Annotated in this window: 18 protein-coding genes; 12 read left to right on the top strand and 6 right to left on the bottom strand. The window is 60.7% G+C overall.

The window, feature by feature from the left end; genetic code table 11:
• Window positions 1–11 precede the first annotated feature (11 nt).
• The 4 genes from LOY52_RS24920 to LOY52_RS24905 all read right to left on the bottom strand — a co-directional run bounded on the left by LOY52_RS24920 (window position 12) and on the right by LOY52_RS24905 (window position 3,697).
• Complete coding sequence (locus LOY52_RS24920; RefSeq protein WP_258676868.1) at window positions 12–488, bottom strand: thioesterase family protein; 477 nt, start codon at window positions 486–488, stop codon at window positions 12–14.
• Between the two features lie 178 nt (window positions 489–666).
• Window positions 667–1,632: an L-carnitine dehydrogenase gene (locus tag LOY52_RS24915; RefSeq protein ID WP_258676866.1), complete on the bottom strand. Its 966-nt coding sequence runs from the start codon at window positions 1,630–1,632 to the stop codon at window positions 667–669.
• Between the two features lie 156 nt (window positions 1,633–1,788).
• Complete coding sequence (locus LOY52_RS24910) at window positions 1,789–2,676, bottom strand: 3-keto-5-aminohexanoate cleavage protein (RefSeq protein ID WP_086793588.1); 888 nt, start codon at window positions 2,674–2,676, stop codon at window positions 1,789–1,791.
• A 76-nt stretch (window positions 2,677–2,752) separates the two neighbouring features.
• Window positions 2,753–3,697 carry a choline ABC transporter substrate-binding protein gene (locus LOY52_RS24905; protein ID WP_258676862.1) on the bottom strand — a complete coding sequence of 315 codons (945 nt, stop codon included), beginning with the start codon at window positions 3,695–3,697 and terminating at the stop codon, window positions 2,753–2,755.
• A 191-nt stretch (window positions 3,698–3,888) separates the two neighbouring features.
• Between LOY52_RS24905 and LOY52_RS24900 the strand changes: the two genes are divergently transcribed.
• Window positions 3,889–4,833 carry a GlxA family transcriptional regulator gene (locus LOY52_RS24900; RefSeq protein WP_226500934.1) on the top strand — a complete coding sequence of 315 codons (945 nt, stop codon included), beginning with the start codon at window positions 3,889–3,891 and terminating at the stop codon, window positions 4,831–4,833.
• A 138-nt stretch (window positions 4,834–4,971) separates the two neighbouring features.
• Here LOY52_RS24900 and LOY52_RS24895 read toward each other — a convergent pair whose 3' ends face one another.
• Window positions 4,972–5,388, bottom strand: coding sequence for a DUF3010 family protein (locus LOY52_RS24895; RefSeq protein WP_258676858.1), 417 nt, complete (start codon window positions 5,386–5,388; stop codon window positions 4,972–4,974).
• A 251-nt stretch (window positions 5,389–5,639) separates the two neighbouring features.
• Here LOY52_RS24895 and LOY52_RS24890 point away from each other — a divergent pair, with 251 nt between their 5' ends.
• Entirely contained in the window at window positions 5,640–6,659 is a 1,020-nt protein-coding gene (locus LOY52_RS24890) for a tyrosinase family protein (protein ID WP_258676856.1), read from the top strand.
• A gap of 44 nt (window positions 6,660–6,703) precedes the next feature.
• On the opposite strand, the gene LOY52_RS24885 is transcribed toward LOY52_RS24890, so the two are convergent.
• Entirely contained in the window at window positions 6,704–7,105 is a 402-nt protein-coding gene (locus tag LOY52_RS24885; protein WP_258676854.1) for a lysozyme inhibitor LprI family protein, read from the bottom strand.
• Window positions 7,106–7,339: 234 nt separating this feature from the next.
• On the opposite strand from LOY52_RS24885, the gene LOY52_RS24880 reads away from it, so the two are divergent.
• The 10 genes from LOY52_RS24880 to LOY52_RS24835 all read left to right on the top strand — a co-directional run bounded on the left by LOY52_RS24880 (window position 7,340) and on the right by LOY52_RS24835 (window position 23,624).
• Window positions 7,340–8,317: a dipeptidase gene (locus LOY52_RS24880; protein WP_258676852.1), complete on the top strand. Its 978-nt coding sequence runs from the start codon at window positions 7,340–7,342 to the stop codon at window positions 8,315–8,317.
• A gap of 78 nt (window positions 8,318–8,395) precedes the next feature.
• The gene (locus tag LOY52_RS24875; protein ID WP_008083165.1) at window positions 8,396–8,926 is read left to right on the top strand and encodes a DUF5943 domain-containing protein; all 531 of its coding nucleotides are present in this window, start codon (window positions 8,396–8,398) and stop codon (window positions 8,924–8,926) included.
• 15 nt (window positions 8,927–8,941) lie between these two features.
• Entirely contained in the window at window positions 8,942–11,002 is a 2,061-nt protein-coding gene (gene dgcA, locus LOY52_RS24870) for a dimethylglycine demethylation protein DgcA (RefSeq protein ID WP_007962624.1), read from the top strand.
• A 145-nt stretch (window positions 11,003–11,147) separates the two neighbouring features.
• Window positions 11,148–13,097 (top strand): dimethylglycine demethylation protein DgcB, encoded by a 1,950-nt coding sequence (dgcB, locus tag LOY52_RS24865; RefSeq protein ID WP_258676848.1) that lies wholly within the window; start codon window positions 11,148–11,150, stop codon window positions 13,095–13,097.
• Window positions 13,097–14,317 carry an electron transfer flavoprotein subunit alpha/FixB family protein gene (locus tag LOY52_RS24860; protein WP_258676846.1) on the top strand — a complete coding sequence of 407 codons (1,221 nt, stop codon included), beginning with the start codon at window positions 13,097–13,099 and terminating at the stop codon, window positions 14,315–14,317. Before dgcB ends, LOY52_RS24860 begins: the two co-directional genes overlap by 1 nt.
• Window positions 14,318–14,326: 9 nt before the next feature.
• A complete protein-coding gene (locus tag LOY52_RS24855) occupies window positions 14,327–15,097 on the top strand; it encodes an electron transfer flavoprotein subunit beta (RefSeq protein WP_258676845.1) in 771 nt (256 codons plus the stop codon).
• Between the two features lie 218 nt (window positions 15,098–15,315).
• Window positions 15,316–15,882 (top strand): GNAT family N-acetyltransferase, encoded by a 567-nt coding sequence (locus tag LOY52_RS24850; protein WP_258676843.1) that lies wholly within the window; start codon window positions 15,316–15,318, stop codon window positions 15,880–15,882.
• A 955-nt stretch (window positions 15,883–16,837) separates the two neighbouring features.
• The gene (locus tag LOY52_RS24845; protein ID WP_258676841.1) at window positions 16,838–20,293 is read left to right on the top strand and encodes a GMC oxidoreductase; all 3,456 of its coding nucleotides are present in this window, start codon (window positions 16,838–16,840) and stop codon (window positions 20,291–20,293) included.
• 192 nt (window positions 20,294–20,485) lie between these two features.
• Window positions 20,486–22,354, top strand: coding sequence for a hypothetical protein (locus tag LOY52_RS24840; protein ID WP_258676840.1), 1,869 nt, complete (start codon window positions 20,486–20,488; stop codon window positions 22,352–22,354).
• Between the two features lie 25 nt (window positions 22,355–22,379).
• Window positions 22,380–23,624 (top strand): metallophosphoesterase, encoded by a 1,245-nt coding sequence (locus LOY52_RS24835; RefSeq protein ID WP_247267336.1) that lies wholly within the window; start codon window positions 22,380–22,382, stop codon window positions 23,622–23,624.
• The last annotated feature ends 83 nt before the right edge of the window (window positions 23,625–23,707 follow it).

The raw sequence follows: 23,707 nt of genomic DNA, 5'->3' as shown, positions 1-23,707 counted from the left end.
CGTGGGAAGAATTAACGGGCGGGTGGCAGGGCGATGACGCGACCGATGTAAGCCGGGGCGGGCAGATCGACTTGCTCGGCGACGATGGCTTGCAGGCGGCTCAAGGTGTCCGGGGTGAACGGCGCGGAACGTGGGCCGGCGAGGTCGACGTGCAGCAGCATCTGTTCGTTGCCGGCCAGTTCCTTGTCTTCGCCGGCCAGGTGCAGGCTGTGATAAAGGTGCAGGCGCTTGCTGTCGTGACCGATGATTTGCGTGCGTACTTCGACCTCGGCGTCGAGCTTCACTTCGTGCAGATAATTCAGATGCAGTTCCAGGGTGAACAACGAGTGGCCGCTGGCCTCGCGGTTGTTGCTGTCCATACCGAGACGGTCCATCAGCGCGTCGGTGGCGTAGCTGAAGATCAACAGGTAGAAGGCGTCGCGCAGATGGCCGTTGTAGTCGACCCAGTCGGGGATGATTCTGGTTTGGTAGGTGGTGAGGGTGGGCATGGTTGGACTCCATAGATCGCTGGCGTAATGCACATTGTGGCGAGGGAGCTTGCTCCCGCTGGGCTGCGCAGCAGCCCTGAAACCTCTGATCGCGGTGCGTCGGTCAGACAGTATTCGCTGGTTTTACGACCGCTTCGCGGCCGAGCGGGAGCAAGCTCCCTCGCCACAGGGAAAGGGATTACTCGCTGAAACTCATCCCGTGCTTCTCCTTGGTGGTTTTCACCGCCTCCAGCACCGCCAGCAGGCAGTCATCACGATAGCGCTCCAGCGCCGAAATGCTGTGGTGGCCGAGCTGATCACTGGTGCCATCGACCACATCGTCGATCAGCTTGTCGGTCAGTTCCGGTGCCGGCAGATACGTCCAAGGCAACTGCAACGCCGGGCCGAACTGCGACATGAAGTGACGCATCCCCGCGTCACCACCGGCCAGCGTATAGGTCAGGAACGTGCCCATGAACGACCAGCGCAGACCGGCGCCAAAACGGATCGCGTCGTCGATCTCGCCAGTAGTCGCCACGCCGTCGTTGACCAGATGCAACGCCTCACGCCACAGCGCCTCAAGCAAGCGGTCAGCGATAAACCCCGGAACTTCCTTGCGCACATGCAGCGGGCGCATGCCGAGTGATTCGTAGACTTTCATCGCCGCTTGCACGGCCTCGGGCGCGGTGTTCTTGCCGCCGACCACTTCCACCAGCGGCAGCAGGTAGACCGGGTTGAACGGGTGACCGACCACGCAGCGTTCAGGGTGGGTCGAACTCTCGTAGAACTCGCTCGGCAACAGGCCGGAAGTGCTGGAACCGATCAGCGCATTGGGCTTGGCCGCTGCGCTGATTCTGCTGTGCAGATCGAGTTTCAGCTCGAGGCGTTCCGGGGCGCTTTCCTGGATGAAATCGGCATCGCGCACGCATTCTTCGATGGTCGCGACAAAACGCAAACGATCCTGCGAGGCGCCGGGTGCCAGACCGTTTTTCTCCAGCGCGCCCCAGGCATTCGCCACGCGTTTGCGCAGCGCTGCTTCGGCGCCAGGCGCCGGGTCCCACGCCACCACGTCGAGGCCATGGGCGAGGGCGCGCGCAACCCAGCCGCTGCCGATGACACCGCTGCCGAGGGCGGCGAAGGTTTTGATGTTGGTGATAAAGCTCATGGGAACTCCCTGAAGAAGGTGTTTCCTGTAGGAGCTGCCGCAGGTTGCGATCTTTTGATTTTGATTGTTTGAAGCAAGATCAAAAGATCGCAGCCTGCAGCAGCTCCTACAGGTGAAATTTGGGGGGCAGTCAGGGCCCCATTTTTTTTGCTGAGGTCAGCCGCGCTGGGTCAGGCCCATCTTCTTGCGGCCCTCGGCCGGGGTCAGCACGCGGGCGCCGAGGCGGCTGAGGATCTCGCTGGCGCGTTCGACCAATTGGCCGTTGGTTGCCAGCACCCCCTTGTCCAGCCACAGGTTGTCTTCCAGGCCGACCCGCACGTTGCCGCCGAGCAGCACCGCTTGCGCGGCCATCGGCATCTGCATGCGGCCGATGCCGAACCCGGCCCACACCGCGTCAGCCGGCAGGTTGTCGACCATGGCTTTCATGGTGGTGGTGTCGGCCGGCGCGCCCCACGGGATGCCCAGGCACAGCTGAAACAGCGGGTTGTCGAGCAGGCCCTCCTTGATCATCTGCTTGGCGAACCACAGGTGGCCGGTGTCGAAAATTTCCAGTTCGGCCTTCACCCCCAGCTCGGTGATGCGCTTGGCGCCGGCGCGCAGTTGCGCCGGGGTCGAGACGTAAATGGTGTCGCCGTCGCCGAAGTTCAGCGTGCCGCAATCGAGGGTGCAGATTTCCGGCAGCAGTTCTTCAACGTGGGCCAGACGGGTCAGCGGGCCGACCAGATCGGTGTTCGGGCCGAACTCCATCGGGTGCTCGCCGGCACCGATTTCCAGGTCGCCGCCCATCCCGGCGGTGAGGTTGACGATGATGTCGACGTCGGCCTCACGGATGCGCTCCATCACTTCGCGGTACAGCGCCACGTCACGGCTGAACTTGCCGGTCTGCGGGTCGCGCACATGGCAGTGCACAACGGTGGCGCCGGCCTTGGCCGCTTCCACCGCAGCCGCTGCAATCTGTTTCGGGGTGACCGGCACGTGGGGGCTCTTGGCGGTCGTGTCGCCAGCACCGGTGAGTGCGCAGGTGATGATGACGTCGTGGTTCATGGTGCGGTTTCCTTCAGGCGTGATGGGTCTGTTCGCAGCCCTTTCTCGGGCTGCGAAACGTGTGTTCGGGCTTGGGTTATTTGCTGGTCAGTTGCAGGTTTTCAGCGGCCGGTTTGCCGTCGAAGGTGGTCACACCGTCAAGCCAGCGCTGCTTGTCTTCGGGGTGATCCTTGAGCCATTGCTTGGCCGATTCAAAGGCGTCCTTGTGATCGAGCAGCGGTTGCATCATCCGGCTCTCGTCTTCGGCGGTGAACGTCAGGTTGCTCAGCAGGCGACCGACGTTCGGGCATTGCTCGGCGTATTTCGGCGCGGTGACGGTCCACACCGTGGCCATGCCTTCGTTCGGGCCGAGGGCGTCTTCGCTGCCGGTGAGGTAAGTCATCTTGACGTTGACGTTCATCGGGTGCGGCGCCCAGCCGAAGAACACCACGGCTTCCTTGCGGCGTACGGCGCGGTCGACGGCGGCGAGCATCCCGGCTTCGCTGGACTCGACCAGCTGGAATTTGCCGAGGCCGAACTGGTTCTTGGCGATCATCGCCTTGATCTGCGTGTTGGCGCCGGAACCCGGTTCGATGCCGTAGATCTTGCCGCCCAGTTCCTTCTCGAACTTGGCGATGTCTGCAAAGGTTTTCAGGCCCTTGTCGGCCAGATAAGTCGGCACGGCGAGGGTCGCGCGGGCGTCCTTCAAGCTCGGGGCTTCGAGGACTTTGACCTGGTTGGCGTCGACGAACGGGGTGATGGTCTGGGTCATCAGCGGGTTCCAGTAGCCGAGGAACAGGTCCAGCCGCTGATCGCGAATCCCGGCGAAGATGATTTGCTGGGAGGCGCTGGTTTGTTTGGTGTTGTAGCCGAGGCCATCGAGCAGCACTTGGGTCATGGCGCTGGTGGCGATCACGTCGGTCCAGTTCACGACGCCCATGCGTACGTTCTGGCACGACGCAGGTTCGGCCGCCATGACGCTGGCGCTCAAGAAAGCGGTACCGCTGAGTGCAAGAACACAGCTGCTGATCAGTCGTTTCATGTCGGGTTCCTCGGCAGGTCGTTATTGTGAGTTCCGGCATCTGGCGTGCCGGTGATGCAAAGTTACGCAGCAACGGCCCCGTGAAAGCGCACTGCGGCGACTGGCATTTGCACTGTAGCGACCTGTGCGCTTGAACGCTGACGCCAAACGGCGTATCAACGATCCACGCTACCCGCTAACCGAGTGCGCCCATGTCCCAGGATTTCTACTTTCTGCTGATGCCGGGGTTTTCCGCCATCGGTTTTATCTCCGCGATCGAACCGCTGCGGGTGGCCAACCGCTTTCGTGGCGAGCTGTACCGCTGGCACGTGCTCAGCGCCGATGGCGGGGCGGTGCTGGCGAGCAATGGCATGTCGGTCAACGCCGACGCGGCGCTGGAGCCGCTGAAGAAAGGCGCGACGCTGCTGGTGGTGGCCGGATTTGAACCGCTGAAGTTCGCCACGCCGACTCTTGAGCACTGGCTGCGCCGGCTGGACAACGAAGGCGTGACCCTCGGTGCCATCGACACCGGCAGTTTCGTCCTCGCTGAAGCCGGCCTGCTCGACGGCCATCGCCTGACCCTGCACTGGGAGGCCATCGATGCGTTCAAGGAATCTTATCCACAGCTCAGCGTGACCCAGGAGCTGTTCGAGATCGACCGGCGGCGCATCACCTCGGCGGGCGGCACGGCGTCTATCGATCTGATGCTTGATCTGATCGCCCAGGCCCATGGTCCGCAACTGGCGATTCAGGTCAGTGAGCAGTTCGTGCTGGGACGAATTCGCCCGCGCAAGGACCACCAGCGCATGGAAGTCGCCACGCGCTACGGCATCAGCAACAAGAAGTTGGTCCAGGTGATTGGCGAGATGGAGCAACACAGCGAACCACCGCTGACCACGCTGCAACTGGCGGAATCGATCAAAGTGACGCGGCGGCAGCTGGAGCGCTTGTTTCGGCTGCACCTGAACGACACGCCGAGCAATTTTTATCTGCGCCTGCGGTTGGAAAAGGCCCGGCAGTTGCTGCGCCAGACCGATATGAGCGTGCTGGAAGTCAGCATCGCCTGCGGCTTTGAATCACCGTCGTATTTCACCCGCAGCTACCGCGCGAAGTTCGCACGCTGCCCCCGCGAAGACCGGCGTACCGCACAAGTCTGAACGGATGCACTCAAAACTAATGTGGGAGCGAGCCTGCTCGCGAATGCGGTGTGTCATTCAACACCAATGTCGACTGACAGATTGCATTCGCGAGCAGGCTCGCTCCCACAGTTGGTTTGTGTCGTCTGGAGGATCGGGTTACTTCTTCACCAGCGCCGAACACGCCGCTTTATAAGCCTCATGCTGATACTTGTTCAGCGTCCCCGGCAGCTCAAAGTTGTGCTTCTTGGCCTGGGCATTGATCGTCTGCGGCGACAACAACGTCACCTCACACCCGTCCAGCAACTGAAACACACCCTCGATCTTGAACGTAGTCGGCCCACCGGCAAATTCACCCTTCTTGCTGCGCTTCTTGATCACAATCCGGTCAATCGAATGCTCGCGCACAAACGAAGCGACCTGCGCCGCGAAGCGTTTGACGTTGGCCGCCTCGTCGTCATCGTCGAGGGCGATTTTCTTGGTATTCAGTGCAACGTGGCTCAAGGCCGCACCGTCGAGGGCGGCCACGGCGATGATCGCTTCGCTGCCTTTGATTTCGATACCGCAGATGTTCATGAGGGGGCCTTGAGTCTGTGTGAAGGGGTGACGATGGTCGCGCACCCTGCACCCGAGGTCAAAATGGATCGACCTCGACGATGGGTGAAAAGCCGAAGCCAAGACTCATGAGGGGAGCGACCGCTTATCGGATAGCGTGTCTGACCTGTTATTTCTGACAGTAGACGCTTTGTCTGGATAACTCCTAGATTTAGCTCCGGCAGCCGTTCGGTTGTCGGTTCATCAAACCGGGTTACACAGGGAGCACTGCTATGAGCCTCAGAAAGACCAAGCGTCCACCCGTCATCAAGAAAAAAGCTCGTGAACTGCTTATCAGAAAAGAAATTCGTGCATTGAGCGCGGATGAACGGGACAAATTCATCAGCAGCGTACTGGAACTCAAGCGTCTGGGCCTTTACGACCATTATGTCCATGCGCACCATCAGATAATGATCCCCACCGTTCTTTGTGGTGAGCCACGGCATCCCGAATATCGCAATGGTGCACATCAAGGGCCGGCGTTTCTCCCATGGCACCGGGCTTTTTTGCTGCAGTTCGAGGCTGACTTGCGCAAGATCGATCCCTCAGTAACCGTACCCTACTGGGATTGGACCCTTGATGCGGTCGATCCGCTGCGGTCGCCGATCTGGAGCGATAAATGGATGGGGGGAGATGGCGACCCCAATGATCATAACCTGGTCAAAGATGGACCATTTGCCCAAGCCAAAGGTCAATGGCACGTAGAGGCGTTTCCCGAGTACGGCTATGACATCCCCGGTCTGAGGCGAACATTTCAGACCCATGTAACTTCGTTACCGACGCCGGAAGACCTCGACAGGGCGATGAAAGAGTCCTTCTACGACTTGCCTCCCTATAACGCTGATCCGACAGTCCGGGGCTTTCGCAATGTGCTGGAAGGCTGGCGCACGAATAAGGCCGATCCTGCCGTTACCACTGATGGCTCTCAGTTGCATAACCGCGTCCATCTATGGATTGGCGGCCACATGTACTGGATGGTTTCGCCAAGTGACCCGGTGTTCTTCCTGCATCATTGCTTCATCGACAAGATATGGGCGGACTGGCAGGCGCAAAAACAACTGGACGACTCTCAATGGGCGCCACATTACGCACCCATGGAGTGTGGGCCCCGTGGCCATAATTATTACGATCGGCTCAAACCGTTTCAGGTGACCGTCGAAGAAATGATGGATATCAAAGAGCTCGGGTATCAGTACGATCCGACCAGGCAATTGATACGCAGTGCTCCCAAGTCGCCTTTTGAGGCACCATGAACTTCAATTCGTCGTTCCTTTGCTTTCGGGTACAGGAACGACCATCACTCCTGCCCAATCGACTCCAAAAACTCTGACCGTTCATCACTCATCCGCGCCACACAGTCATTCTGCGCAATCTTGAATGCCTTGCTGCCTTCGGTGGCGGGGAAGGCTTCCACGGCGCAATCGGCGTCGCGGGTTTTCAGCCATTGTTGCTGGGCGGTTTTCAGTTTGGCGGTGATGTCGGCCAGTTGCGCGGCGTTTTTGCCGTAGGTGGCCTGCATGCGCTCGTTTAGGCTGGCGTAGTTGTCCTTGAGCAGGTCTTCGGCGGTGCTGCGGCTGTAGGTCGAGCATTCCAGGGTCTGGACGTCGTTTTCCACCGCGTCGCACGGGTTGTTGTCGGTGTCTTCGGCGGCGTGTACGCCGGTCGCCATCAGTGCCAAAGCCAAGAAGATCGATTTCATGGTTGTCGCCGCTCTAATCCAGTGGTGTATCCAAGATGCGCCAGATTCTGGCTCAAGCTGGCGAGCTTGAACAGGTAGCTGATCGGAGCGCCTGGCGACCCTTTGTCGCGGATTGACGCTTTCGGCAATTCCCCTGTCGTTTTTGCACCCGGTCGCCCCGGCACCGAGGCATATGCTGGCCCCAAAGCGCCGGCAGACGATTCGGCGCATGAATCGCCAATAAGGGGACGCCTGATGAGCCCAGCCGAATTACACGCCGACAGCATCGTTATCGACGGTCTGATCATTGCCAAATGGAACCGCGAGCTGTTCGAAGACATGCGCAAGGGCGGTCTGACGGCGGCCAACTGCACTGTGTCGGTGTGGGAAGGCTTTCAGGCGACCGTGAACAATATTGCCGCCAGCCAGAAGCTGATCCGCGAAAACAGCGACCTGGTGATGCCGGTGCGCACCACCGCCGACATCCGTCGCGCCAAAGAGCAGGGCAAGACCGGCATCCTTTTCGGCTTCCAGAACGCCCACGCGTTCGAAGACCAGATCGGTTATGTCGAGGTGTTCAAGCAGCTCGGCGTCGGCATCGTGCAGATGTGCTACAACACCCAGAACCTGGTCGGCACCGGTTGCTACGAGCGTGACGGCGGCCTGTCGGGCTTCGGTCGCGAAATCGTCGCCGAGATGAACCGCGTCGGCGTCATGTGCGACCTGTCCCACGTCGGTTCCAAGACGTCCGAAGAAGTCATCCTCGAATCGAAAAAACCGGTCTGCTATTCCCACTGCCTGCCGTCGGGTCTGAAAGAGCACCCGCGCAACAAGTCCGATGCTGAACTGAAGTTCATCGCCGACCACGGCGGTTTCGTCGGCGTGACCATGTTTGCGCCGTTCCTCGCCAAAGGCATCGATTCGACCATCGACGATTACGCCGAAGCCATCGAATACACCATGAACATTGTCGGCGAAGACGCCATTGGCATCGGCACCGACTTCACCCAGGGTCACGGGCAGGACTTCTTTGAATACCTGACCCACGACAAGGGCTACGCCCGTCGTCTGACCAGCTTCGGCAAGATCATCAACCCGCTGGGCATCCGCACCGTCGGCGAGTTCCCGAACCTGACCGAAACCCTGCTCAAGCGCGGCCATTCCGAGCGTGTGGTGCGCAAGATCATGGGCGAAAACTGGGTCAATGTCCTCAGGGACGTCTGGGGCGAATAAGCCACCGCACTTCTGAATCCTTTCCCCCGGCCGTCCGTGCCGGGGGCAACAAACCGAATTTTCTGGAGTTAAGTTTCCATGGCCAAGATCGCCCCGCAATTGCCAATCGAAGTCGACAGCGAGACCGGTGTCTGGACCTCCGACGCCCTGCCGATGCTCTACGTGCCACGCCACTTTTTCGTCAACAACCACATGGGCATCGAGGAAGTGCTGGGCGCCGAAGCCTATGCAGAGATCCTCTACAAGGCTGGCTACAAGTCCGCCTGGCACTGGTGTGAAAAAGAAGCCGAGTGCCACGGCCTGGAAGGCGTCGCGGTGTTCGAACACTACATGAAGCGCCTGTCGCAACGCGGTTGGGGTCTGTTCAAGATCCAGGACATCGACCTCGACAAAGGTACCGCCAGCGTCAAGCTCGAACACTCGGCATTCGTCTATGTGTACGGCAAGGTCGGGCGCAAGGTCGATTACATGTTCACTGGCTGGTTTGCCGGGGCCATGGATCAGATTCTTGAGGCGCGCGGCAGCAAGATTCGTACGGTTGCCGAGCAAGTCTACGGTGGCTCCGAAGAAGGCCACGACGACGGTCTGTTCACCGTCAAGCCGTTGTAAGTCGAGGAACCCGCCATGGCTTTCGAAGCAATGTTCCAGCCGATCCAGATCGGCAAACTGACCATCCGCAACCGCGTGCTCAGCACCGCGCACGCTGAGGTCTACGCGACTGACGGTGGCATGACCACCGAGCGCTACGTCAAATACTACGAAGAGAAAGCCAAGGGCGGGATCGGCCTGGCGATCTGCGGCGGTTCGTCGGTGGTCGCCATCGACAGTCCGCAGCAATGGTGGAGTTCGGTCAATCTGTCCACCGACCGGATCATTCCGCACTTCCAGAACCTGGCCGACGCCATGCACAAGCACGGCGCCAAAATCATGATCCAGATTACCCACATGGGCCGACGCTCACGTTGGGATGGTTTCCACTGGCCGACCCTGATGTCGCCGTCGGGTATCCGTGAACCGGTGCACCGTGCGACCTGCAAGACCATCGAGCCGGAAGAGATCTGGCGGGTGATCGGCAACTACGCGCAAGCCGCGCGCCGCGCCAAGGCCGGTGGTCTGGACGGCGTCGAGCTGTCGGCCGTGCACCAGCACATGATCGACCAGTTCTGGAGCCCGCGCGTCAACAAGCGTACCGACGAATGGGGTGGCAGCTTCGAAGGCCGGATGAAGTTCGGTCTGGAAGTGCTGAAAGCCGTGCGTGCCGAAGTCGGTGACGATTTCTGCGTGGGCATGCGTATCTGCGGTGACGAGTTCCACCCGGACGGTCTGTCCCACGAGGACATGAAGCAGATCGCCAAGTATTACGACGACACCGGCATGCTCGATTTCATCGGCGTGGTCGGCTCGGGTTGCGACACCCACAACACCCTGGCCAACGTGATTCCGAACATGAGCTATCCGCCGGAGCCGTTCCTGCACCTGGCGGCCGGAATCAAGGAAGTGGTCAAGGTGCCGGTGCTGCACGCGCAGAACATCAAGGACCCGAACCAGGCCACGCGGATTCTGGAGGGCGGTTACGTCGATATGGTCGGCATGACCCGCGCGCACATCGCCGACCCGCACCTGATCGCCAAGATCAAGATGGGCCAGATCGACCAGATCAAACAGTGCGTCGGCGCCAACTACTGCATCGACCGTCAGTATCAAGGTCTGGACGTGCTGTGCATCCAGAACGCCGCGACGTCCCGTGAATACATGGGCGTGCCGCACATCATCGAAAAGTCCACAGGCGTCAAACGCAAAGTGGTGATCGTTGGTGCCGGCCCGGCCGGGATGGAAGCAGCACGCGTCTCTGCCGAGCGTGGCCACGACGTGACCCTGTTCGAGAAGAAAGAATTCATCGGTGGGCAGATCACCACCGCGTCGAAAGCGCCGCAACGTGACCAGATCGCCGGCATCACCCGCTGGTTCCAGCTGGAACTGGCGCGGCTGAAAGTCGACCTGCGTCTGGGCACTGCTGCAGATGCCGACACCATCATGGACTTGCGCCCGGACGTGGTAGTGCTGGCAGTCGGTGGACATCCATTCCTTGAGCAGAACGAACACTGGGGCGCCGCCGAAGGCTTGGTGGTCAGCAGCTGGGACGTGCTCGACGGCAAGGTCGCGCCGGGCAAGAACGTGCTGGTCTACGACACCATTTGCGAGTTTACCGGCATGTCGGTCGCCGACTTCCTCGCTGACAAGGGCAGCCAGGTCGAGATCGTCACCGACGACATCAAGCCGGGTGTGGCCATCGGCGGTACGTCGTTCCCGACCTACTACCGCAGCATGTACCCGAAAGAAGTGATCATGACCGGCGACATGATGCTGGAAAAGGTCTACCGCGAAGGCGACAAACTCGTCGCGGTGCTGGAGAACGAATACACCGGCGCCAAAGAGGAGCGGGTGGTCGATCAGGTGGTGGTGGAAAACGGCGTGCGTCCGGATGAGGAAATCTACTACGCGCTCAAAGAGGGTTCGCGCAACAAGGGCCAGATCGACGTCGAAGCGTTGTTCGCGATCCAGCCGCAGCCATCGTTGAGCAGCACCGGTGACGGCTACTTGTTGTTCCGCATCGGCGACTGCGTGGCGCAGCGTAATACCCACGCTGCGATCTATGACGCCCTCCGGCTCTGCAAAGACTTCTGACGGTTTGCACACAACCCTGTAGGAGCTGCCGAAGGCTGCGATCTTTTGACTTTTGTTGTTCAAAGCAAGATCAAAAGATCGCAGCCTGCGGCAGCTCCTACACATAGACCGTGTTTCTCCAGGCTGTACTGGTGGGAGCTTCACCATGTTGAACACCCTTCTTCCAATCCTGTTGTTCGCAGCCCTGGCCCTTGCGGTGCTGGGTGCGTTGCGGCGGGTGGCCATGTGGCGTCGGGGCCGGGCCTCGAAGGTCGATCTGATCGGCGGCCTGTTCGCCATGCCCAAGCGTTACATGGTCGATCTGCACCACGTGGTGGCGCGGGACAAATACATCGCCAACACCCACGTCGCCACGGCCGGTGGTGCGGTGGCGTCGATCGTGCTGGCGATTCTGGTGCACGGTTTCGGCCTGCATAACCGTATCCTCGGCTATGCGCTGCTGCTGATGACGGCAGTGATGTTCGTCGGCGCGATCTTCGTTTACCGGCGCCGGCTCAACCCTCCGGCACGGTTGTCGAAAGGCCCGTGGATGCGCCTGCCGAAAAGCCTGCTGGCGTTCTCGGCCTCGTTCTTCCTGGTGACCCTGCCGGTGGCCGGAATCCTTCCGGAGAACTTCGGCGGCTGGCTGCTCGCGGCGATTCTCGGGCTCGGCGTTTTGTGGGGCGTGTCGGAGTTGTTCTTCGGCATGACTTGGGGCGGGCCGATGAAGCACGCCTTCGCCGGCGCCCTGCACCTGGCCTGGCACCGCCGCGCCGAACGCTTTGGCGGCGGTCGTTCCACCGGTTTGAAACCGCTGGACCTGAATGATCCGACCGCACCGCTGGGTGTGGAAAAACCCAAGGATTTCACCTGGAACCAGTTGCTCGGTTTTGACGCCTGCGTGCAGTGCGGCAAGTGCGAAGCAGCGTGCCCGGCCTTTGCTGCGGGCCAGCCGCTGAACCCGAAAAAGCTGATTCAGGACATGGTCGTCGGCCTCGCTGGCGGCACTGATGCCAACTTTGCCGGCAGCCCGTATCCCGGCAAGCCCATTGGTGAACACAGTGGCAATCCGCATCAACCGATCGTCAATGGTCTGGTCGATGCCGAAACCCTGTGGTCGTGCACCACCTGCCGCGCCTGCGTCGAGGAATGCCCGATGATGATCGAGCACGTCGACGCCATCGTCGACATGCGCCGCCATCTGACGCTGGAAAAAGGCGCGACCCCGAACAAGGGTGCCGAGGTCTTGGAAAACCTGATCGCCACTGACAACCCCGGCGGTTTCGCTCCGGGCGGGCGGATGAACTGGGCGGCGGATCTGAACCTCACTCTGCTTAGCGAAAAGAAATCCACCGACGTGCTGTTCTGGGTCGGCGACGGTGCCTTCGACATGCGCAACCAGCGCACCCTGCGCGCGTTCGTCAAAGTGCTGAAGGCCGCGAAAATCGACTTCGCGGTACTAGGCCTCGAAGAACGTGACAGTGGTGATGTGGCCCGACGTCTCGGTGACGAAGCGACGTTCCAGTTGCTCGCCAAACGCAATATCCAGACCCTGGCCAAATACAGCTTCAACCGCATCGTCACCTGCGATCCGCACAGTTTTCATGTGCTGAAAAACGAGTACGGTGCGTTCGATGGCAACTACCTGGTGCAGCACCACAGCACCTACATGGCGGAAATCATTCAGGCCGGTGCGCTGAACCTCGGTCAGCACAAAGGCAACAGCGTGACCTACCACGACCCGTGCTACCTCGGCCGCTACAACGGCGAGTACGAGGCGCCGCGTGAAGTGCTGCGCGCCCTCGGCATCGAGGTCAAAGAGATGCAACGTTCCGGCTTCCGTTCGCGCTGCTGCGGCGGCGGTGGCGGTGCGCCGATCACCGACATTCCGGGCAAGCAGCGGATTCCCGACATGCGCATGGATGACATCCGCGAGACCGGCGCCGAGCTGGTGGCAGTAGGTTGTCCACAGTGCACTGCGATGCTCGAGGGCGTGGTCGAACCGCGTCCGCTGATCAAGGACATCGCCGAGCTGGTGGCCGACGCGCTGCTCGAAGATGCCGCGCCGAACAAGCCGACTGCACCGGCCAAACGTGAACCTGCGGAGGCCCACTGATGAGCGACATTATCCGCCGCGACCCGCGCGCCGAATGGATTGCCCGTAACCGCCTGCATCCGCTGCACGCGGCCATGCAACCGGCGCAACACAGCTGGATGGGCCCCAATGGTGTCATCCGCAAGAACCTGCACGGCATCGGTTTCATCGGCCCCAACGGCATCAAGCGTATCGATCGCAGCGGCGCGCAACAGGGCGGGGCGGTCAAACGCTCTGCCACGGTTGAAGTGCAGTTGCCGCTGCATCAGGTGCCAGCCCCGGCGTTCTATATCAGCGTGGTGCCGGACATGGTCGGCGGCCGCCTGAGCAGCCACGACCGTGACCTGTTGGGCCTGGCTCATCAACTGGCCGGCAACGACGGTGCGGTGCTGGCGGTGGTGTTTGGCGAACACAAAGAGAGCGCCTTCGCCACGGCCGGCGTCGATCGCTTGCTGGTACTGGAGGGCGATCAGTTTAGCGGTTATGCACCGGAGCAACGGGTGCAGGGCTTGCGGGCTGTGGATAACCAGTTCAATCCGCGTCACTGGCTGCTGCCGGACAGCCGCAGCGGTGGCGGCGAACTCGGTCGGCGTTTTGCCGCGGCACTTGGCGAACGGCCGGCAACGCGGGTCTGGCAGGTCAAGGATCAGGAGTGCATAGGTCGCGCTGGCGCAGGCCTGCAAGACCTGGCGCGACCGGTCGCACGTTTGATTCTGGCCGCAGCCGAATGCGCCGAACCGGTCAGCGAAACCCGCCACGAAGCCCTGCCAGTGGAGTTATCCACAACGGTGGCGCGCAGCCTGTCGCGGATCGAGGATCTTGGCGCGGTCGCGGTGGACCCGGCGGCGATTCCGATGGCCGAAGCCGAGTTCATTTTCTCTGGCGGCAACGGGGTCAAGGACTGGGCGCTGTTCCACCAGACCGCTGCGGCACTCGGCGCCACCGAAGGCGCCTCGCGGGTCGCGGTGGACGATGGCTTCATGGCGCGTGATCGGCAGGTCGGCGCGTCCGGTACCTGGGTCACCGCACGGGTTTATGTGGCTGTGGGTATCTCCGGGGCGATCCAGCACCTGCAAGGCATCGGTGCCTGCGACAAGGTGGTGGCGATCAACCTCGACCCCGGTTGCGACATGATCAAACGCGCCGACCTGTCGGTGATTGGCGAGAGCGCGGAAATTCTTCAGGCGTTGATCGCGGCGGTAGCGGTTTACCGCAACGAAGCCAAGCGCGATGCGGCTTAAGGAAACGCTATGAACACGAAAGTAATCAGTCTGGTTTCCATCGGCGCTCACCCTACTTCCGGACGGCCACGCCGCGCTGATCAGGACGCGCGCGCCGTGGAACTGGGTTTGCAACTGGCTGGGGATAACTTGCAAGTGCTGCATGCCGGCGACGTTGCGGAGCCGGCCTTGCGTGCCTATCTGGGCATGGGTCTTGAGCAGATGCATGTGCTGGAGCAACCGGCTGGTGCCGATGCGCTGCCGGCGCTGACCGCGTATCTGCGTGATGCCGGTGCGCAGGTGGTGCTGACCGGCAGCCAGGCGGAAACCGGCGAAGGCTCGGGGATGTTGCCGTTTCTGCTGGCCGAAGGATTGGGCTGGCCGCTGGTGGTCGGTTTGGCCCAGGTCGAGTCGATCAATGACGGCTCGGCGCTGGTGCTGCAAGCGTTGCCCCGTGGGCAGCGGCGCCGGTTGAAGGTGAAGCTGCCGTTTCTGGCAACTGTGGATAACGCAGCGCCGAAGCCGAGGCAGAGTGCGTATGGGCCGGCACGTCGCGGTGAGTTGAATGCCGAAGACGTGGAAGTGCTGGACGATGAATTGCTGGCCGTCGCCACGTTGCAGCCGGCCAAGCCACGGCCGAAGCGCTTGAAAGTGATCAAGGCCAAAAGTGGTGCTGACCGGATGAAGGCAGCTACGGCCAAGGCCAGTGGCGGTGGTGGGCAGGTGCTTAAAGGCGTCACTCCACAAGCCGGCGCCGAGGCTATCCTCAAACTGCTGATCGAAGAAGGCGTGGTCCGCTGACACCCTTCCAATCTCCTTGGGAGCGGGCTTGCTCGCGAAAGCAGTGTGTCAGGCGACATTGATGTTGACTGAAACGGCCTCTTCGCGAGCAAGCCCGCTCCCTCAAGTGTGTGTTCGGCAAGCTGTCATTTATTGACATGAAAAATCCCCCGCATTCCTTTGCGATCAGCGTCAGCCACAGGTTAAAACACCCGCTCAACCCCCGAGGAGTCAAGTGAATGACCGTTGAGTTTCGACCTGCCCGGCGCACGGATGCGCGCGACATTGCGCGTTTGTTTCAGATCTCCTCGGAGGGCGCCTCCGATTACATCTGGAGCCAATTGGCGGAGCCGGGCGAGCCATTGCTGGATGTCGGCGAGCGGCGTTATGCCCGCGACGATGTAGATTTTTCCTGGCAGAACTGTCTGATTGCCGAAGCCGAGGGCCGCGTCATCGGAATGATGCACAGTTATGTCACACGCGAAAATCCTGATCCGACACCCCCTACCGACCCGGTGCTGGCGCCTTACGCCGATATGGAGGTTGCGGACACGCTCTACATCTCCAGCCTGGCGCTGCATGAAGGCTGGCGTAATCAGGGCTTGGGCGTGCAGTTTCTTGAGTATGCTCAGGCGCGTGCAGAGCGCTTGGCGCTCAATGGCTTGAGCCTGATCGACTATGCCGCCAATACCGGCGCAAGAAGGTTTTATGAAAGGCATGGTTTCGCCATCGTCAAAACCTGTCAGGTGACGCCTCACCCGATGATCCGGGTGACGGGTGACGCCTATCTGATGCACCGTGCCTGATACCCGCGAACAGCCTACGGTTTGAGAGCACGTTACCCACAATGTCTGTTGGCGGATCTGTGGATAACGTGTTCGCCCATCCCTGCACCCCTCGCCAATCAAGCCCTACAGCCCTCCGATCAAAAAACAACCAGCCTAAGTCACGGATTTTCAGGGCTTTTTCGGCAGGATAACTCAGCAAGTTGCCCCCAATCTCTGTTGGCGCTTCTGTGGATAAGATGTTCGCTATCCGCTGAGACCCTTACAAAACGTGGCCTGCGAAGGATCGATCAAAAAACAATCAAATCATCTGTTTCTACGCAAAACTCCCACGTAAATCACGATTTCACACAGTCAGGAACGCTTTTCCACAGCACCGGCAAAGTTACCCCCGATCTCTGTTGGTGCTTCTGTGGATAACGTGTTTGCCATCCTCATGAAATCCATGAAAGACGTGGCTTTCAAGCTTGTGATCAAAAAACAACCAATGCGTCTCGCAAACCCTTCTTCTAGATAAGTCACGATTTTTCTTCACAAATCAGGCAGTTATTTTTCCATTCATCCACAGTTACCCCCATTTGCTGTGCATGGCTATGTGGATAACTTGTTTGCCAAACCCTGCAGGCCCCGCCAGGCATAGTCCAAACAGCAATTGATCAGATTTCATACAGTTCTAAACCGTTGCCTTGACTTCGATTCCTGCGCTGTCTTCACTGCAATGGCACAAGGACAGCCGTTACTTATCCACATCAGGTTCTGGGAGAACGCATGATGGATAGCCGCCCACACCGCCATCCCCCCTCGCCACGCAAGCGCACGTTACGTCGTGCGGCCAATCAACGCGCTCGTCTGTAGCGACCTCCTGCTTTAACCGCTGTGCTGTCGCCGGGCTCGACCCGGAGGCCAGGTGCCCGTTCGCCCATTGATTGCAGGCAACCGCAGAGTTGCCCCATCTGCCTGAGAGAGGAACATCCTCATGACACGCATCGCAACGCCCATCAGCGAGATCAAGGAACACTACGACGTGATCGTCATCGGCTCCGGCTACGGCGGCGGCATTGCTGCGTCGCGCCTGTCCCGGGCCGGCAAGCAGGTGTGCCTGCTCGAACGCGGGCGGGAAATCCAGCCCGGTGAATACCCCAACACCATGATCGCCGCGACCGAAGAGCTGCAGGTGCATGACCCGGACGGCCACATTGGCTCGCGCACCGGACTGTTCGACCTGCATGTGAATGCCCAGCAGAACGTGGTGGTCGGCTGCGGCCTCGGCGGTACATCGCTGATCAACGCCAATGTTTCCCTGGAGCCGGAACCCGGGGTGTTCGAGGATCCACGCTGGCCGCAAGCGGTACGCGATCATCGCGATACGCTGCTCAAGGACGGTTACGCCCGCGCCCGGGAAATGCTCAAGCCCAATCCGTACCCGAACAGCGCGCCGAACCTGCCCAAGCTCGACGCCAACAAAAAATCGGCGGACTACCTCAAGCAAGGCGCGCATTTCTACAAGCCGCCGATCAACGTCACCTTCGACAAGCTGCCGAATAACCTCAATCACGTCGGCGTCGAACAACTGCCGTGCAACCAGTGTGGCGACTGTGTCTCGGGCTGTAACAACAAAGCCAAGAACACCACGCTGATGAACTATCTGCCGGACGCCTGGAACCATGGCGCGGAGATTTTCTGCCAGGCCGAAGTGCGGCATCTGGAGTGCGATGGCGATGGCTGGATCGTGCACTTTCAGTACCTCGACAGCGGTCGCGAGAAATTCGACGCGCCGACGCTGTTTGTGAAGGCCGATATCGTCGTGGTCTCCGCCGGCACTCTCGGTTCTACCGAGATCCTGTTGCGCTCACGGGACAAGGGCCTGGTGATGTCCGGCCAGCTCGGCGAGAACATGAGCGGCAACGGTGACATCCTCGGTTTCGGCCACAACTGCGAGCAGACCATCAACGGCATCGGTTTCGGCGCGCATTCGGCCAAGGAGCTGCAACCGGTTGGCCCGTGCATCACCTCGATCATCGATATGCGTACCGAAGGTGACTGGCGCAGCCGCATGGTCATCGAGGAAGGCTCGATCCCCGGCGCCCTCGGCCGGCCGATGGTGCCGGCGATGGCCGGGTTCGCCGAAATGATCGGCGTGGCCACCGACGACAGTTTCAGCGGCAAGCTCGGCTACAAGGAGCGTGAGGCCGAGAGTTTCCTGCGCGGTCCGTACTACGGCGCGCTGCACAACATGCAGACCTACCTGATCATGAGCCACGACAGCGGCCAGGGCCGGATGATTCTCGACAACAAGGACCAGTTGCGCATCGACTGGCCGGGTGTCGGCGAGCAGGAAAACTTCAAACTCGGCAATGAGCGTCTGTACCAGAGCACCAAGGCGTTGGGCGGGGTCTGGGTCGAGAATCCGATCTGGACCAGGCTGCTCAAGCACAGCATCGTTTCTGTGCATCCGCTGGGCGGTTGCGTGATGGGCGAAGACGCCGCGCAAGGCGTGGTCAATCACAAAGGCCAGGTGTTCAGCGGTGCGACCGGCACTGATGTTTACCCCAGCCTGTACGTGACTGACGGCGCGGTGATCCCGACCTCGCTGGCGGTCAATCCGCTGCTGACCATCTCCGCCGTGAGCGAGCGCAACATGGGCCTGCTCGCCGCTGACCGTGGCTGGCAGATCGACTACACGTTGCCGTCGGCACCGCGCAAACAGGTAGCGCCGCCGACCCTCGGCGTGCAGTTCACCGAGACCATGAAGGGCTATTTCTCCCGGGCCTTCACTGCCGCGCAAAGCACTGATCTGAAAGTCTACGAAGCGGCGGCCAAACGCGGTGAGGCGGACAACTCGCCAATCGACTTCACCCTGACCATCACCGCCAACGACCTCAACCGGATGATCAAGGAACCTGAACACGCCGCGACCATTGTCGGTACGGTCAATGCCCCGGCGCTGTCGCCGCAACCGCTGACCGCCAGCAATGGCGTGTTCAACCTGTTCGAACAATTCGAGCAGCAGGTCGATACGCGGCACATGAAATACGACATGAAACTGACCGCCGAGGACGGCAGCGACTACTTCTTCAGTGCCTTCAAAACCGTGCCGGAAGACAACGGCGTGCTGAATATCTGGCACGACACCAGCACCCTGTACGTGACGCTGTATCGCGGGCCGGACAAGTCGGGTGAGGTGATCGGCTCCGGGGTGATGCACATTCATCCGACCGATTTCGCCAAGCAGATGACCACCATGAAAGTGCTCAATGCGCGCAACGAGCGTGAGCGCATCGAAGGCCTGGCGCGGTTCGGCAAGTTCTTCGCCGGGATTCTCTGGGAAAGTTACGGCGGGGTATTCGCCGGTGACAAATACTTCAACCCCGACGCGCCGCCACGCCTGAAGCGGCCGCTGGATGCGCCGACCCCGGCGGTGCATTTCTTCCCCACCGAGGACGGCGTCGAGCTGCGTCTGACCCGTTATCAGGCCGGCAGCAAAGGCCCGGTGATGCTGGTGCACGGCTTGGGTGTCGGTTCAAATATCTTTTCCACCGACACCATCCAGACCAACCTGCTGGAGTACCTGTGCAAGCACGACTACGACGTGTGGCTGCTGGATTTCCGGGTGAGCATCCTGCTGCCGGCGAGCAAGAAGGAATGGAACGGCGACCAGATTGCCCAGTACGACTTCAAGGCTGCCATTGCGCAAATTCAGCAGGAGACCCAGGCCAGAGACGTGCAGTGCGTGGTGCATTGCTACGGCGCGACCACGTTCTTCATGTCGTTGCTGGTAGGGCTGCAGGGTGTGCGCTCGGTGGTCTGCTCGCAGATTGCCGCTGACACTGTGGTTGCCACGGCTACCGGGTTGAAGGCCGGTCTGCACTTGCCGGGCATGCTCGATGCGATCGGCATCAAGTCGATGACGGCTTACGCCGACAGCAAGGAGAACTGGTTCAACCGCCTCTACGACAAGGCCCTCAACGGCTACGCGCGAATCGAGGCGCAGGGTTATTGCACCAACCCGGTGTGCCACCGCATCACTTTCATGTACGCCTCGCTGTATCGCCACGACACGCTCAATGAAACCCTGCACGACAACCTGCACGAGCTGTTCGGCGAATCGAACATCGAGACCTTCGAGCACCTGGCGCTGATCGTGCGCAAAGGGCACCTGGTGGATTTCAAGGGCAACGATGTGTACATGCCGCATTTCGAGCGGCTGACAATGCCGATCTGCTTTATCAGCGGCGCGGAGAACCAGTGCTATCTGCCGGAAAGCACGCTGAAGACCTACCAGCGAGTCTGCGAAGTCCACGGGCCGGAACGCTACAGCCGGCACGTGGTGCCGGGCTATGGCCACATCGACTGCATGTTCGGCAAGAACGCAGTGGTGGATGTGTATCCGATCATCCTTGAGCACCTGGAGAAAACGGCCTTGGGTGGATGAGGTTCCTGTGGCGAGGGAGCTTGCTCCCGCTGGGCTGCGAAGCGGCCCCGAACCAGCGCATGCGGTCTGTCTGATGGATCGGGATGGCCGGTTTTACGACTGCTGCGCAGCCGAGCGGGAGCAAGCTCCCTCGCCACAAAAGCTCATCACACAGAGGGACTCTCCTAAGGTCTGCGCAAGGAAATGGATGACATGGATACTTACATCCGCTGGTTTCAACGCTTCATCTGGATCGGCATTGCGATGAACATGGTGTTCGCGATCCCGGCGCTGTTCGCGCCGGGGTTGCTGACATCGGTGGTCGGGCTGCCGCCACAACTCTCCGATCCATGGCTGGAAAACGCCGGGATGCTGCTGGTGGGCATCAGCGTGTTTTACATGCCGTCGGGTTTCAACGCGCCGCGTTACGTGGTGCATTCCTGGTTGTGCGTACTGACGCGGCTGATCGCCGTGGTGTTCTGGATTTACCTGATCAACACCAGCATTCAGGGTTCGGTGTTCGTGCCGATGCTGATGGGCGATCTGAGCTTCTTCCTGATTCTCGGCATTCTGCTGTACCTCGGCACCACGCCCGCGAACCGGCCGTGGACGCTGCTCTGCGATGGCTGGCGCGAGTGGCGCGCGGCCTGGGCGCGGCAATGGCAGAGCCATGCCTTCAAGGTCGGTACCTTGGTCGTACTGGCGCTGCTCGGTTTCATTGGGTACCAGACCTGGTACCAGATGCTGCGGGTGGTGCCGGAGCAGGAATACGCCTCCGACGAAGATCATTACAAATACGCGGCCATCGGCCTGGGCATCGAAGCGCGGATCCCGTATTACCTGTTCGCCGTGCTGCCGCAGATGTGCCCGGAAAAACTGCCAAAACCCGGCGGCTGGGAGGTCTTCGGCTTTCTCTATGAGAACGGCAAGGACCTGCCGATCGGCATGGCCAAGCGGCAGATCGGTTACCCGACGGTAGAGCCGAACTGCGCGCTGTGCCACACCGGCTCCTACCGCGCCAATGCCAGCGACGTCGCGGTCAACGTGCCCAGCGCGCCGGCCAACACCCTGCAACTGCAGGCCTTCCAGTGGTTCGCCTACGATTGCGCCAGCGACCCGAAATTCACCACCGACGCGGTGATGGCGGCGATCAACGGCAAATTCCAACTGGGCTTTTTCGAGAAGCTCTATAACCGCTACCTGATCATCCCGATGGCGAAAAGCGCCTTGCTCAAGCAGAAGCAAGCCTACGCCTGGCAGAAGCTGCGTCCGCAACAGGGCCCGGGCCGCACCGACACCTTCAACCCGACGAAAATGGTGGTGTTCGGCTTCCCGGATGACTCGACCATCGGCACCGTCGATCTGCCGCAAGTGTGGAACCAGAAGCCGCGGGAATCGATGTACCTGCACTGGGACGGCAATAACAACAAGATCCACGAACGCAACTACGCCGCTGCAATGGCGGTGGGTGCGACGCCGGAGTCGGTGCTGCCGCCGAGCTTCAACCGAGTGACCAACTGGCTGCTCGGGCACAAGGCGCCGGCGTGGCCGTGGGCGCTGGATCAGGCGAAAGTCGCGCAGGGCAAGCCGATCTGGGATGCCAATTGCGCCGCGTGCCACGACTTTGGGCGCGCCGACACCGGGCAAGTGACCACCAACATCGACCAGCTCGGCACCGATCCACATCGGCTCGATTCGTTCACCACCGGTCTGGTGACCGCATTCCACACTTTCAAGAAGCCGCCGTTCGACTTCGGCGCCTATCGCAAGACCCAGAGCTACAGCAACACGCCGACTGACGGCATCTGGTTGCGCGCGCCGTACCTGCACAACGGTTCGGTGCCGACCCTGTGGGATCTGCTGCAACCGCCGGAAAAACGTCCGTTGGTGTTCATCACCGGCTCCGACGTCTATGACCCGGTCAACGTCGGTTTCGTCACCACGGGCGCTCAGGCCAAAGCCTCGGCGGATTTCAAATACGACACCCGACTGGAGGGCAACCACAACAGCGGTCACCTGTATGGCACCACGCTGTCGGACGACGACAAACGTGCGTTGATCGAATTCATGAAAACCCTGTGAGCCCTTACGGATAGAGGAATACGCCATGTCACTGGTCAGTCATTGGGAACACGAGTACGACAAGGTCAAACTGCGCATTCACGGCTTGTTCACGCGCATGGAAATGGCCTGGATGAAGCTCATCAGCGAGCTTGAGCCGCAGGAGTTTCAGGCGATCATCAAGCTGCTGCAGCGCGGTCACGATCAGGCGCAATACGTGCTGAAAAACGGTGAGTTGCCGGGCGATGAACCGGCGGTGCCATGGGAGTTGTCCCACGGGTTGTCGATCCTGCGCATCGGCAATGCCACGCCGTTGCCGCAATCGCCGGATCAACTGGCGACCCGGGTGCTGCAGGACGGCAGCCTGCTCGGCTGTCGCAAGTGGGAGTTGCTTGATCTGCTGTGGAGCGAGGCGCTGCTCAAGTGGATCGAGAACTTGCGCCATCACGCGACCTTCGGCACCGACCCGGCGGTGGTGCAGATGGAACGCGACGTGACCCTGGCGATTGCCGGCGACTGGGGCACTGGCCCCTTCGACAGTCATGCGCCGGCGGTTTCAGTCGCCAACCAGATGCAATTGGCCCAGGCCGATTTCACCATCCATCTGGGCGATGTCTACTACGCCGGCAGCCATTCGCAGGAAGACGTCGACATGGCCGGTTGGCCGATGGGCAGCCACGGCTCGTTCACCCTCAACTCCAACCACGAGATGTACAGCGGCGCCCACGGCTATTTCAAGGAACTGGCCAAGCGCTTTCCGGGGCAGCAGGGCACCAGTTATTTCGCCTTGATCAACGACGACTGGCTGGTGGTCGGGCTGGATTCGGCGTATGCCTCGGACGCGATGAACCTGTACATGGACGGCACGCTCAACGAGCCGCAGATCACCTGGATGAAAGCCTTGCCGAAACGCAAAAAGATCATGGTGCTCAGCCATCACCAGGGCTTCGATATTTCCGGGCATCACCAGACCGCGCTGTATCAACCGGTGTGCGATGCCCTGGGGCGCGAGCCGGATTATTGGTACTGGGGGCATCTGCACAACGGCATCGTTTACGCACAGCAGGGCAGCCTGCATGCACGTTGCGCCGGGCACGGGGCGATTCCCTATGGCAATGCCAGCGAGCTGAACGGGCATTCGCGGGTGTTGTGGTCGGAGACGCAGGATGCCAACGACCCGGCGTATCCGCTGCGGGTGTTGAATGGCTACGCGAAAATCAGGCTGGTGGGGGAGGATATTTTTGAGGAGTTTATTGGTGAGGATGGCAGTGTGAGGTGGTCATCGAAGTGATGAGGTGACTGGGCCGGCCTCTTCGCGAGCAGGCTCGCTCCCACAGGTGGAATGCATTCCAAAATGTGGGAGCGAGCCTGCTC

The sequence above is a fragment of the Pseudomonas sp. B21-051 genome (genome assembly GCF_024748795.1).
In the GTDB taxonomy this organism is placed as follows: Bacteria; Pseudomonadota; Gammaproteobacteria; order Pseudomonadales; family Pseudomonadaceae; genus Aquipseudomonas; species Aquipseudomonas putida_A.
The sequence above is the reverse complement of the archived record's forward strand: the minus strand, read 5'-3'. Positions and strand labels throughout refer to the sequence as shown.

What these genes read in the sequence shown, in the direction of transcription:
- LOY52_RS24860 (WP_258676846.1), top strand. Translation starts at nt 13,097, where the DNA reads ATGAGCGACATTATCCGCCGCGACCCGCGCGCCGAATGGATTGCCCGT.
- LOY52_RS24900 (WP_226500934.1), top strand. Translation starts at nt 3,889, where the DNA reads ATGTCCCAGGATTTCTACTTTCTGCTGATGCCGGGGTTTTCCGCCATC.
- LOY52_RS24845 (WP_258676841.1), top strand. Translation starts at nt 16,838, where the DNA reads ATGACACGCATCGCAACGCCCATCAGCGAGATCAAGGAACACTACGAC.
- LOY52_RS24840 (WP_258676840.1), top strand. Translation starts at nt 20,486, where the DNA reads ATGGATACTTACATCCGCTGGTTTCAACGCTTCATCTGGATCGGCATT.
- LOY52_RS24885 (WP_258676854.1), bottom strand. Translation starts at nt 7,105, where the DNA reads ATGAAATCGATCTTCTTGGCTTTGGCACTGATGGCGACCGGCGTACAC.
- LOY52_RS24920 (WP_258676868.1), bottom strand. Translation starts at nt 488, where the DNA reads ATGCCCACCCTCACCACCTACCAAACCAGAATCATCCCCGACTGGGTC.
- LOY52_RS24905 (WP_258676862.1), bottom strand. Translation starts at nt 3,697, where the DNA reads ATGAAACGACTGATCAGCAGCTGTGTTCTTGCACTCAGCGGTACCGCT.
- LOY52_RS24915 (WP_258676866.1), bottom strand. Translation starts at nt 1,632, where the DNA reads ATGAGCTTTATCACCAACATCAAAACCTTCGCCGCCCTCGGCAGCGGT.
- LOY52_RS24910 (WP_086793588.1), bottom strand. Translation starts at nt 2,676, where the DNA reads ATGAACCACGACGTCATCATCACCTGCGCACTCACCGGTGCTGGCGAC.
- dgcB (WP_258676848.1), top strand. Translation starts at nt 11,148, where the DNA reads ATGTTGAACACCCTTCTTCCAATCCTGTTGTTCGCAGCCCTGGCCCTT.
- LOY52_RS24895 (WP_258676858.1), bottom strand. Translation starts at nt 5,388, where the DNA reads ATGAACATCTGCGGTATCGAAATCAAAGGCAGCGAAGCGATCATCGCC.
- LOY52_RS24875 (WP_008083165.1), top strand. Translation starts at nt 8,396, where the DNA reads ATGGCCAAGATCGCCCCGCAATTGCCAATCGAAGTCGACAGCGAGACC.
- LOY52_RS24850 (WP_258676843.1), top strand. Translation starts at nt 15,316, where the DNA reads ATGACCGTTGAGTTTCGACCTGCCCGGCGCACGGATGCGCGCGACATT.
- dgcA (WP_007962624.1), top strand. Translation starts at nt 8,942, where the DNA reads ATGGCTTTCGAAGCAATGTTCCAGCCGATCCAGATCGGCAAACTGACC.
- LOY52_RS24835 (WP_247267336.1), top strand. Translation starts at nt 22,380, where the DNA reads ATGTCACTGGTCAGTCATTGGGAACACGAGTACGACAAGGTCAAACTG.
- LOY52_RS24880 (WP_258676852.1), top strand. Translation starts at nt 7,340, where the DNA reads ATGAGCCCAGCCGAATTACACGCCGACAGCATCGTTATCGACGGTCTG.
- LOY52_RS24855 (WP_258676845.1), top strand. Translation starts at nt 14,327, where the DNA reads ATGAACACGAAAGTAATCAGTCTGGTTTCCATCGGCGCTCACCCTACT.
- LOY52_RS24890 (WP_258676856.1), top strand. Translation starts at nt 5,640, where the DNA reads ATGAGCCTCAGAAAGACCAAGCGTCCACCCGTCATCAAGAAAAAAGCT.